General features: G+C 37.5%; 8 protein-coding genes. 6 read left to right on the forward strand and 2 right to left on the reverse strand.

Translation table 11 applies throughout. The annotated features are described in order from the left end of the window. Positions 1–607: 607 nt before the first annotated feature. Entirely contained in the window at positions 608–1,546 is a 939-nt protein-coding gene (locus PEDSA_RS13600; RefSeq protein ID WP_041537082.1) for a glycoside hydrolase family 43 protein, read from the reverse strand. Positions 1,547–1,929: 383 nt separating this feature from the next. On the opposite strand from PEDSA_RS13600, the gene PEDSA_RS13605 reads away from it, so the two are divergent. The 6 genes from PEDSA_RS13605 to PEDSA_RS13630 all read left to right on the forward strand — a co-directional run bounded on the left by PEDSA_RS13605 (position 1,930) and on the right by PEDSA_RS13630 (position 10,704). Beyond that, on the forward strand, positions 1,930–2,958 hold the full coding sequence (locus tag PEDSA_RS13605; protein ID WP_013633729.1) for a LacI family DNA-binding transcriptional regulator: 1,029 nt from the start codon (positions 1,930–1,932) through the stop codon (positions 2,956–2,958). Between the two features lie 34 nt (positions 2,959–2,992). Next, positions 2,993–5,131 carry an alpha-glucuronidase family glycosyl hydrolase gene (locus tag PEDSA_RS13610; protein ID WP_013633730.1) on the forward strand — a complete coding sequence of 713 codons (2,139 nt, stop codon included), beginning with the start codon at positions 2,993–2,995 and terminating at the stop codon, positions 5,129–5,131. 7 nt (positions 5,132–5,138) lie between these two features. Then, on the forward strand, positions 5,139–6,218 hold the full coding sequence (locus PEDSA_RS13615) for an endo-1,4-beta-xylanase (protein WP_148233539.1): 1,080 nt from the start codon (positions 5,139–5,141) through the stop codon (positions 6,216–6,218). A 4-nt stretch (positions 6,219–6,222) separates the two neighbouring features. Beyond that, entirely contained in the window at positions 6,223–9,063 is a 2,841-nt protein-coding gene (locus PEDSA_RS13620; RefSeq protein WP_013633732.1) for a glycosyl hydrolase 115 family protein, read from the forward strand. A gap of 26 nt (positions 9,064–9,089) precedes the next feature. Further along, a complete protein-coding gene (locus PEDSA_RS13625) occupies positions 9,090–10,187 on the forward strand; it encodes a glycoside hydrolase family 43 protein (protein WP_013633733.1) in 1,098 nt (365 codons plus the stop codon). A 124-nt stretch (positions 10,188–10,311) separates the two neighbouring features. Beyond that, positions 10,312–10,704: a c-type cytochrome gene (locus tag PEDSA_RS13630; RefSeq protein ID WP_013633734.1), complete on the forward strand. Its 393-nt coding sequence runs from the start codon at positions 10,312–10,314 to the stop codon at positions 10,702–10,704. Between the two features lie 303 nt (positions 10,705–11,007). On the opposite strand, the gene PEDSA_RS13635 is transcribed toward PEDSA_RS13630, so the two are convergent. Beyond that, positions 11,008–12,969, reverse strand: coding sequence for a sialate O-acetylesterase (locus PEDSA_RS13635; protein ID WP_013633735.1), 1,962 nt, complete (start codon positions 12,967–12,969; stop codon positions 11,008–11,010). Between the last annotated feature and the right edge of the window lie 7 nt (positions 12,970–12,976).

Raw genomic sequence — 12,976 nt, forward strand, 5'->3', positions numbered from 1 at the left:
TAGTCAATATTTTATATATAGTTTGGCCTAGTAAATAAAAGTGCTCCATCTAAAAAATCATACGTTGCTACAAATCCCAATAGTTTGAATATCAAATCCTTTTGCGAACACTTCCTTTTACGGATGAAAACAAGTTAAGGTTATGTCATTTTCTTGATATGAACAGGAGGATTTGGAGAGTTTAAGCGTCTGAAAAAATATTAAAAAAAGAAAAGCATTCCTTGTTCGGAATGCTTTAAAAATTAAGATCGCTTAGCGGTCTACACTTAACAAAAATTTCGACAATTTTACCCGCTTTCTGTCCTCAGAACTAAGTGAAACGTCTATGTGGTGGATTATTAAAATAAAAAAGAGTCTCTGACTCGATTTATTCAAGTAGGAGTCGGAAGCCCCTATTATTAAGTAAGGGTGATTGTTTTTTCCTTTGCTTATTTCAAGTTTCGGAATTTTACTTGTTTTCTGACTTCGTCATAGCTCGCTAGGAGATCAACGCAATGGCAACGCGTTCGCCGTACAAAGTCCTCTGTTTTCATTTAGGATTTAAGTCCCCCATACTCTTCTTGCATTTGCCTACTAAAACTTAAACCAGAGATGGCAATACTTTATTTTATTCCCGCTTAAGCCGCTCAAGCTCCTGCGGAGTAACCTCCAGGATCGAGCCATGCCTAATACAAGAAGGCAGCGAAATTTTATCAGATACATCTTCCCATACCCTTAAATCCTTTGATTTTATGGCACCATATTTCTTCTCTCTGTACTTATCAAAATAAACCAGCCATTCCCCATCTTGTCTCAAAACAGTCGGGCCTTCTACCCATTGATGATTCGAAAGCGGTTTACTAGCAGGCGTATATGGCCCGTCCAGTTTCTTGCTAACAGCAATTTTCAAATCCTTAGTTACCGGCTCTACCGTTTCGTCCTTCATGAACATGAAATAAAACTTACCATCTTTTACAATGGTAGCATCAATAACATTAAAACCGGGATCATAAAGCAATTTAGTATCAGAAAAACGAATAAAATCCCTGGTAGTTACATAATATATCCTGTGATTATAAGCATTCTCCTTTTCAGATTGTGTTTGAGGATATAGGCCTTTTATAGTAGAGGCCCAGTAAATCATATAGATTTTAGACTTAGCATCATAAGTAATTTCAGGGGCCCATGTATTTCTCGCGTTCTCCTCATGTCCCATCACCGGGATAAACTGTTGGGCAGACCAGTTTATTAAATCTTTTGATTTAGCATAGCCAATCCCTCTATCATTCCAGCTTACTGTCCACACCATATGAAAATAACCATCACCCCCTCTGATAATACAGGGATCGCGCATCAGTTTATCCGCAGCCACTTCGGGCTTCAGGAAAGATTGACCATTTTTTAAAGCAGTCCAGTGGTAACCATCATTACTATAGGCTAAATGCAGACCATCTTTAGAGTCGCCTTTAAAATAAGAGAATACATAGTTTTTTGATTTCTTACTTTGCGCAAAGGCCGAAACCGAAAACAGACAAAACAGCAAATAGCATATGCTTACTTTTTTCATAGAGTTTATATTGATTTCAACTTCTAAGTTAAAAAGTATATTTAGATTGACTATCCTGTGCTGTAGTCATATTTATAATAAAATCGTCCGCAATCAAGGTTGAATCTGCTGGCTCATTCTTAAGAGTAAAGTTATAGCCATCAAACCTATTTAAGCCGACCAGAACACCAAAAAGTAACTCTTATTTGTCTTTATAGATATTATTACCTGACTATGAGATAAGGCCTGTTTGATTCTATATGGACAAAATTATATAAATGCGGCGCTATGCAGCAATTTAAAACATTGATATAATAACGCTTCCTTAACCTTTTTGCAATCGATTGCATTTTAATTTTATTTTACATATCTTAGGATTCTCAAATAAGCCTGAATTTTGAAGTATGAGCCAGAAAGAGATTACTATTTATGATATAGCGGAAAAATTAGCAATTTCTGCAGCTACCGTAAGTCGCGCTTTACAGAATCACCCGGCTGTAAACGCTAAAACAAAAAAGCGTATCGTAGATTTAGCCAATGAATTGGGTTATCAATCCAATAAATTTGCAAGTAATCTTAGAAAGCAGAAGACGCATACCATTGGCGTAATTGTTCCAAGATTAAATAGTGCTTTTATGTCTACAGTATTATCCGGCATAGAAAAGGTAGCGAATAATGCGGGTTATAACCTGATCATCAGTCAATCATTTGAAACACACGACAAGGAAGCTCAAAATGCGCAAACCATGTTTAATAACCGGGTTGATGCGCTCGTTATTTCTTTGGCTTATGACACTAAAGATTATAAGCACTTAAATAGCTTCATCAAAAAGAAGATCCCTATCATTTTCTTCGACCGCGTTGCCGATAAAATAGATGCAACAAAAGTTTTAATAGACAACTTCAAAGCAGGTTATCAGGCTACGGAACATCTTATTCAGCAAGGTTGCAAAGAGATTTTACATATAACCGGCAACTTGAGTAGAAATGTCTATAATGACAGATTTGAAGGTTATAAAAAAGCTTTGGAAGACAATGGCATAAAATACGACCAAAAATTGCTTATATGTAATGATTTATCGGAAAAAGCAATAGAGGATTGTCTGAAAAACGACGTTCTGAAACGTACAAAATTACCTGACGGCTTATTTATCACCAGCGATCCTTCCGCAGCTTATGCATTAACCATATTAAAAGAAGCTGGAGTAAAGGTTCCTCAAGATATGGCCATAATTGGTTTCAATAACGACCTCATTTCCAGAGTATGCGAACCTGCAATTAGTACGATAAATTATCCGGGAAATCAGATGGGGGAAACAATAGCCAGAATTCTGATCAATCATTTAAATGGCGAAAGTGACATCAATTATATGAACACAGTAATATTGAAAACCGATTTAATCGTAAGAAACTCTTCTTTAAAAAAGAAATAGTTCCTTTTTTTAACCATTTACACAACCGATTGCAATGATTAAAAAACTGATATTCTATATTTTAACAACCACATTTTCTTTATCAGCTTTCGCAGATAACGGCTATAATTTATGGCTCAATTATAAATTGGTTGAAGACGTTTCTCTATTGGCCAATTATAGAACACAGCTACAAAGCTTATATATCCCTTACCAAAATGCAACAGCGAAAATTGCAGCATCTGAATTAGAAAATGCGTTAAAAATACTTTTAAATGAGCGTGTAGCAGAAACCAAGGAAATTAAAGAAAACAGTCTCGTATTATTAAAAACAGAAGATTTTACAAAATATGGTTTAGCTTCAAAAAGTTTCGAAAAAACAGATGCCTTTGCCATTGAAAAGAAGATGATACAAAATAAGCCGGTTATCCTTATTTCGTCACCATCTGAAATTGGTTTGCTTTACGGAAGCTTTAAATTGCTTCAGATTTTAGGAACCAACGGAGATATATCCCAAATCAATATACAGGAAAGCCCGAAAATAGCGCGTAGAATTTTGAATCATTGGGATAATTTAGACCGGACAGTTGAACGCGGATATGCCGGCTTTTCGCTTTGGGATTGGCAGCGTTTACCAAAATACATAGATCAACGTTATATAGATTATGCAAGGGCAAATGCTTCCATCGGCATAAATGGAACTGTTTTGACCAATGTTAATTCCAATGCGCTTATTCTTACCAAAGAGTGGCTACAAAAAGTAAAAGCCCTGGCAGACACATTCAGGCCTTATGGCATAAGAGTTTATTTAACCGCAAGATTCAGCGCTCCGATAGAAATTGGCAAACTAAAAACTGCTGATCCTTTAGACGAAGAGGTAAAAACATGGTGGAAAGACAAAGCGAACGAGATTTACAATATTATCCCTGATTTTGGAGGCTTTTTGGTTAAAGCAAATTCAGAAGGACAGCCAGGACCACAAAACTATGGCAGAAACCATGCTGACGGTGCAAATATGCTAGCCAAAGCGCTTGCTCCTCACGGTGGGATAGTGATGTGGCGGGCTTTTGTGTATGATAATGAAGTTCCTGAAGACAGGGCAAAACAAGCCTATAACGAGTTTAAACCTTTGGACGGTCATTTTGAGGACAACGTTATTATTCAGGTCAAAAATGGGGCGATAGATTTTCAACCGAGAGAACCTTTCCATCCGCTATTTGGTGCTTTGTCAAAAACAAATACAATGGCAGAATTTCAGATTACGCAGGAATATCTGGGAATGGCAACCAACCTCGCCTATCTGGCACCTTTATTCAAAGAATGCCTTGATGCCGATACTTACGCAAAAGGTAAAAACTCGACAGTTGCAAGAGTTATAGATGGTTCCTTATTTAACAATAAAATCTCTGCTATTGCCGGAGTTTCCAATATTGGAAATGACATCAACTGGTGCGGGCATCCCCTGGCTCAATCCAATTGGTTCGCTTTTGGGAAACTGGCCTGGAATTACAGCTTAACATCGGAACAGATTGCCCGCGAGTGGACAAAACTTACACTTCATACCAACAACTCGGCAACCAATGAAGTTGTTGATATTTTAATGCAATCCCGGGAAGCTGTTGTGAATTATATGACTCCGCTAGGTCTTCATCATCTGATGGGATGGGATCATCACTACGGCCCGGGACCATGGATCGCCAATAAGCCACGGGCAGACTGGACTTCGGTTTATTACCATAAAGCAGATAAAAACGGAATAGGTTTTAACAGAACCAGAACAGGAAGTGATGCTGTTGACCAGTACCAGCCGCAATTGGCAAATGAATTTAATTCCACGAAAACCTGTCCCGAGAAATACCTGCTATGGTTCCACCATTTATCGTGGGATTATCGTTTGAAGAATGGAGAGACGCTCTGGAATGGATTGGTGAAAAAATACTATCAGGGTGTGGAAGAAGTTTGGCAAATGCAAACTGCTTGGAATAAATTAAATGGAAATATAGATCCTGAGATTCATTTGGCGGTAAAACAACTCTTTAGTATCCAGTACGACGATGCTGTAATGTGGAGAGATGCCTGCGTACTTTATTTCAAACAATTCTCCGGTAAGCCAATTCCCGCAGGATTAGAAAAGCCTAAACACGATCTGAAATATTACGAAAGCTTAGAATTTAAATATGTCCCAGGAATATAATATTGATATGAAGACATTTATAGCAAAATCCTTTTGCACTGCCTTATTTACAGCATCGTTAACATGGGTGGCCCAGGCACAAGATGTTAAAGATTTAAAAGATTATTATCAGAACTATTTTCCCATTGGTATTGCCGTTAATGTAAGAAGTCTGGAAGAACCACAGGCAGATTTTATTAAAAAGAATTTTAACAGTATAACGGCAGAAAACGACATGAAAATGGGCCCTTTACAACCTAAAGAAGGTATTTTCAACTGGAAAAATGCTGATCGAATAGTCGACTTTGCCTTTAAAAATAATATGAAAATCAGAGGGCATGCCTTATGCTGGCATGAGCAGGCCGGAGATTGGATTTTTGTAGATAAAAATGGTAATAATGTAAGCCGTGAATTGTTATTAGAACGATTAAGAACACATATACACACTGTAGTTAACCGGTACAAAGGGAAAATTTACGCATGGGATGTCGTGAACGAGGCCATTGACGACAATCCGAATAACCTGCTTAGGAAATCTAAGTGGACGGAAATAATTGGCGATGATTTTATAGAAAAAGCTTTTGAATATGCCCATGAAGCCGATCCGAATGCGAAACTTTTCTATAACGATTATAATAGCGAAAGACCTGAAAAAGTAGAACGAATCTATACCCTTCTAAAACAATTGAAAGACAAAAACATTCCGATAGATGGTGTCGGACTTCAGGCCCATTGGTCTATTTTTGAACCTTCAAGAAGTGAACTAGAGCATGCTATTCAAAAATATTCCTCTCTGGGATTAGAAATCCATATTACTGAACTGGATGTTTCCATCTATAAATGGGAAAAAGAAAAAAGAGCTAAACGCCCAAATGAATCTGACGAATATACTCCTGAGTTACAAAAAGCACAGGCAAATAAATACCAAATGTTTTTCGAGGTATTTAGAAAATACAAGAAGAATATCACCAATGTCACTTTCTGGAATGCCACAGATAAATATACCTGGCTAGACCATTACCCTGTAGAAGGGCGTAAAAACTACCCTTCTCTCTTTGATATTAATGCTAAACCTAAAGCCGCTTTTTGGAAAGTCGTAAACTTTTAAGATCATGAAGAGACTAAGCTTTACCGTAATCCTATCCCTGTTATTTGCCCAGACTTTTGCTACTGGCTTAGAAACCATTGTCAGTACAAATGCTTTATCCAATAGCTTCCCCATTGTAGCCCAATCTAAAGCGAGTAATATTTTATACGATGAAAATGATTTTGACGGTGTAAAAAGAGCTATCAGAGATTTACAAAGCGATATCAAAAAGGTTACCGATCTGGAACCGGCACTAAACAATAAAACATCTAAAACGACTATCATCATTGGAACTATCGGTAAATCTGCTTTGATTGATGATTTAATAAAAAACAAAAAAATCAACGTAAACGGGATTACAGGCAGATGGGAAAGCACTTTAATTGAGGTTGTACAAAACCCTACAACAGACATTGAACAAGCTTTAGTAATAGCCGGAAGCGATAAACGAGGTACAATTTATGGTATCTACGAAATCTCTTATCAAGCAGGCGTATCTCCCTGGTACTACTGGGCAGATGTTCCGGTTAAGAAAAAAAAAGATCTCTATGTTAAAAATGGAAGGTACGTTTTAGAAAGTCCGGCCGTAAAATACAGAGGAATTTTTTTAAATGATGAAGCTCCCGCCTTAAGCGGCTGGGCAAAAAAAGAATTTGGCGGATTTAACCATCAATTCTACGAAAAGGTATTTGAACTGATTCTTAGACTAAAAGGCAATTACTTGTGGCCTGCCATGTGGGGAAGCGCTTTCAATGACGATGATAAATTAAACCCCTTAAAAGCAGACGAATATGGCGTAGTTATAGGAACTTCTCATCATGAACCTTTAACCAGAGCTCATGATGAATGGCGACGTTATGGAAAGGGGGCCTGGGATTATACCAAAAACGAAGAGGAATTAAAAAAATTCTGGAGAACCGGGTTAGAAAGAGTTGCTGACAAAGAGATTTTAGTGACTTTGGGTATGCGTGGCGACGGAGATGAACCCATGACCGAAGGAACTGCTACTGCCCTGCTTGAAAGAATTGTCAAAGACCAAAGAGACATCATCAAAAATGTAACTCAAAAGCCTATTGAGCAAACTCCGCAAGTTTGGGCTTTGTATAAAGAGGTTCAGGATTATTACGATAAAGGCATGCGTGTCCCGGACGATGTGACTTTACTATTGTGTGATGACAATTGGGGAAATCTTAGAAAATTACCTGATTTAAAAGAAGCACCAAGAAAAGGTGGTTATGGAATTTACTATCATTTCGATTATGTAGGTGGCCCCAGAAATTATAAATGGATCAATACTAATCCTATCCAAAAAACGTGGGAGCAGATGAATCTGGTTTATCAATATGACGCCAACCAGATCTGGATTGTAAACGTAGGCGATTTAAAACCTATGGAATTTCCTATCGAGTTTTTTTTGGACTATGCGTGGAATCCGGACGCCATTCCATCAGAGCAACTAAAAAATTATACAGTAAACTGGGCAGAGAAACAATTTGGCGGTAAACACAGGAATGAAATCGCTGATTTAATAGACACCTATTTAAAATATGCCGGACGTATAAAGCCCGAGCTACTGAATGCGGATACTTACAGCTTAACAAATTATAACGAATGGGCAAGGGTAATTGCAGATTATGATGTCTTGCTGCAAAAAACCGTAGAAATCAAGTCTAAACTTCCGCAGATTTATCATGATAGTTTTTATCAATTGGTTTTGCATCCGATAGAAGCAAACGCTAATCTGCACCATCTTTATTATGCACACGCTAAAAATAAACTTTTCGCTAAACAAGGTAGAAAATCAGCCAATCAATATGCTGAGGAAGTAGAAAAAAGATTTAAACAAGATGCCGAAATCACTAACTATTATAACAATATAATGGCCAATGGAAAGTGGAAACATATGATGGACCAAACGCATATTGGCTACACTTACTGGCAACAACCAGATTCTAATACTATACCAAAAGTCATCAGAATAGAGCTTATGAATAAACCTGGATTAGGAATAAGTGTAGAAGGAAGCGAGGAGTTCTGGATTGGGAAAAACGTTACAGGTGCAAAACTGGCAACATTTAATACTTTATCACAGGCGACACATTATATTGAGTTATTTAACAGAAGCAACGCAAGTTCCAAATTCAATATTAAAGCGCCTAAGTATATACATTTATCTAAAACAAATGGTATCTTGGAGAATGACGAACGCATTGCTGTTTCTATAAACCGGAACCTGGCTCCAAAGGGAATAAGCAATAGCAACATTATCATATCAGGAAATGATGGTAGTAGAATCACAGTACCTGTTACTATTGACAATAGATATACCGAAGCAAAGAATATATTTGTTGAACAAAATGGGGTGATTTCCATGGAGGCGCCACATTATTCCAGAGCAAACCATAATCGCCCTTTTTTCTGGAAACATTTAGAGGACTATGGAAAGACCGCCGGCGGAATGACTGTTTATCCTTCTGCAGTTGCTGATCAAAAATTGGACAGCAAAACACCTTATCTGGAATATGATATATTCATTAGCAACAAGGGGAATTACACTTTGCACACATTGGTAAGCCCTACCTTAGATTTTAAAAATGGTGAAGGCTTAAGATTTGCTGTTTCTATAAATGATGAGCAGCCCGTAATTGTAGATATTACCAAAGACGATAATAAACCCGGCGTTTGGGACAAGGCAGTAGCCAATAGCATCAAAGCGTTTAAAACCAATTTCGAATTCTCTAAAACAGGAAAAAACACCATCAAATATTGGATGGTTTCTCCCGCAGTCGTATTACAAAAACTAATTTTAGATACCGGAGGTTTAAAACCAAGCTTTCTGGGACCAGAAGAAACATTTATCAATTAAATTTTGTCACTTATAAACTAAAACACATGAAAAAGAAACTTAGATTTCCATACGCACTTGCCTTTTTGGCCTTAGCAGGAATATCTTGTCAGAACAACAACAAAAAGACGGGCCAACAAACAGCACAGGAAACAGCCGACACCTCCAAATTTCTAAGCCAGCCTTTGGTTACTGATTTATTCTCGGCCGATCCATCCGCGCATGTATTTGAAGGAAAGATTTACATCTACCCTTCGCATGACATCGATGCGGGAACTCCCGAGAATGATAACGGAGATCATTTTGATATGCGTGATTATCATGTGTATTCTATGGATAGCATTGGCGGGAAAGTTACAGATCATGGCGTGGTATTGAAAAAAGAGGATATCCCATGGGCAGGCCGTCAGCTTTGGGCTCCCGACGCTGCTTTCAAAAACGGAAAATACTATTTATACTTCCCCATGAAGGACAAGGAAGATATCTTTAGAATTGGTGTCGCCACTTCTGATAAACCATATGGCCCTTTCAAACCAGAAGCTAAACCTATAGCGGGCAGCTACAGTATGGATCCGGCAGTATTTACCGACACCGATGGTACTTCGTATATGTATTTTGGCGGAATCTGGGGCGGACAATTACAAAAATGGGAGAATGGCAAGTTTAATAAAAATGGTTCTATGACCGATTCCCAAAAAGAAGAAGAACCTGCTTTGAGACCTCGTATTGCAAAAATGAGTGCTGATATGCTAAGTTTTGCAGAACCGGTTAAAGAGATCAAAATCCTGGATAAAGAAGGAAAAGAACTGCTAACAAAAGATCATGACAGACGTTTCTTCGAAGCTGCCTGGATGCACAAATACAACGGTAAATATTATTTATCTTACTCTACAGGAGATACACATTTTATCTGCTATGCCATTGGTGATAATCCTTATGGTCCATTCACTTACCAAGGAGTAATTTTAGAGCCTGTACAGGGATGGACAAATCACCATTCTATTATAGAGTTTAATGGAAAGTGGTGGCTATTCTATCATGATACTCAGATTTCAGGAAAAACACATTTGAGAAATATCAAAGTTGCTGAACTGAAGTATAATCCGGATGGAACTATTCAGACCATCAATCCGATGAGGAAGTAAGATTTCGCAATTTTTTAACCATAAAGACGCAAAGTGCTCAAAAATTTTCTGAGGCTTTGCGTTTTTTTCACGGCAATCTCTTATCTTTTTTATTACATTAGTATTACACTAAAAACTGTTTAAAATGGGATATAAGAAAATTACAACGATATCTGCCGTTTTATGTTTTGTCGCCTTACTGAGTGCATTTGCTCCCCAACAAGAGGACCAGAAAGCTAAAAACCTAAAGGTACTGCCGAAAAATATTAGTCACGACGAGCTTAAGAAGGTAATGGACGATTTTAAAGTTGCCTTAGGAGTAAAATGTAATTTCTGCCATGCAGCACGAACAGATGACCCTAGCAAACTGGACTTTGCCAGTGATGAGAATAAACACAAAGAAATTGCCAGAAAAATGATGCGTATGACGGCAAAGATTAACAAAAGTTACTTTAACAAAAAGCAGGAAGATGGGTCTTTAAAAGCCATATCATGTGCTACTTGCCATAACGGATTAAAACATCCCAAGATGATTTAACTTTAGGCATAGAATATTCATTAAACGGGGCCTGTAGACGGATTCGTTCTTTTTAAAAAAATCTCTGGAACGTTTAGGTTTCAATTTGATAGTATCAAAAGATACTATCAAATTGAACCTCCATATTAGGTATTTAAAATACTTCCCCTTATTTCATTTATTTCTCAAAAATACCTGGGCTGGTTCGATATGTTTCGTTCGAACTATAAATGAAACGGATTTAAACCTGCCTTATAACGAAATTCGGATACGCTTTTAACTTTGCGTTCTTTGTCCCCTTTGCGGTCACTCTCTTCCACAAGCTTAAGGTACCTGAAAAGCCGATGCCGGCAAACCTTCCTTATTGTATAAATTTGCTTTAATCGGGTTATGGCTCCAACCGTATCTTAAACGCTTTGGATTTTTTACATCATCATTCCACACGATCACCTTATTTCCTTCTATTTTAGCTTTTGCCCATTTAAATTCTCCAGATGCATCTGCAACAGCAAAGTGCTTTAATTCCTCTTTATTTCTACTCACTAAACCAGAGCCGACATGATGGAAAGTCAAGATAAACTCACCGGCTTTTATTTCGTAAGATTTCAGGGTTGGACCTGAGTAGACTACTTTTTTATCTCCATAAGCAAGGTATTCAGCTGCCAGTGCCAATCTGTCGCCAACAGTTTTTTTATTTAAAGGGTGAATATCGTTCCACTCTCCAATATCTGTAATAACAGCCATTGCTGTATTCGGAATACTCAAAGTTTTCCTTTGAACCTCTCTTAACTCGGCCCAATTACTTTCTTGGGGAGCGCTACTTTCTTCCATAAAATTCGCCAATTGCACATATAAAAATGGCAGTTGAGGTTTACTAAAATATACTCTCCAGTCTTTAATCAGATCGGCAAAAAGACTTTCATATTCCTTAGGATTTTTAGTATTCGATTCTCCCTGATACCAGATAACACCTTTAGTCGAAAAATTCTTTAAGGGTGCAACCAGAGCATTAAATAAACTGGCAGGCTGATAATGGAAAGTCACCTGGTTAGATGGCATCGGTGTAGATGAATAACCAACTTTGTAAAACCAATCGCCTTTAAGAGAAATAGTATCTTGTCCCAATGTCATTCCATAAAACTTATCAGGAACGAATCCTCCATTACGGTTATTGGCTACTAACCTTACGGTAATGATATTTTTTCCTTCTTTCAATGTATTCTCGGGAATATTATATCGTCTTGGGGGATATTGATATCCGGTAGTACCAACTTTAACACCATTTATGTAAGCTTCGTCACGATCTACCAAAGCTCCTAAAATCAACATACTCGGTTTACCTAATTGAGTTTTCGACAGGTTGACCTCTTTTTTAAACCAAATAACGCCACTGTTTCTTAAATTACCAGCAACATTCATATGCGTTTCCTGCTTATTTTCTATAAACGGATTTGATTTCCAAAGTCCCGGAACACTCATTTTCTCCCAATTCCCAAAATCAAGATTGTTATTCAACCAATTTTCTTTTAACCCTAAATCCTCCCTATCAATATTATTATTCCATGAATCAATCTTTTCTTTATCGGCTTTTAAAATACTGTCTACAATTCCTTTTTGCTTATATTTCATTAAAAGCTTGTAGTAATCAGGGTATTTTTTAATTGTCCCCTCTGGCAACCACGCTTCTGCAGGAGAGCCGCCGACCGCAATCCTGATCAATCCGATTGGTACATGATATTTTTCATACAATGCTTTTGCGAAAAAATAGCCAACAGCAGTAAATGCCCCTACATTTTCAGGAGAAGCCATTTTCCATCCTCCTGTTGCAAAATCTTTTTTCAGGTCATTAAATTCATAGGTGGTATTTACCGCGAAATGTCTTATTTTATCATTTTTACTATTTTCCACCAGACCCGGATATTTTACTTTCACCCGATCTACAGGCAATTCCATATTCGACTGTCCCGAACATATCCAAACGTCTCCAATTAATATATTTTGAATCTCCAGTTGGTTCTTGCCTATAATCTGCATCGAATATGGTCCGCCAACTTTCATGGCTGGCAATTCGATCATCCAATTCCCGCCGCCATCCGCCTGAGTACGATAAACCTTATTTTGAAACTTTACGCTTACATTTTCAGCCTGATCAGCCCATCCCCAAATCTTTACTTTTTGATCTCTTTGCAAAACCATTCCATCACTTACCAACCGTGGTAATTTAACATCAGCATAAGCGAAAAATACGTTAAGTGACAGAATAATAGATAACAGTTGTTTTTTCATTTTCTAT

The organism is Pseudopedobacter saltans DSM 12145 (assembly GCF_000190735.1).
GTDB classification, from domain to species: Bacteria; Bacteroidota; Bacteroidia; order Sphingobacteriales; family Sphingobacteriaceae; genus Pseudopedobacter; species Pseudopedobacter saltans.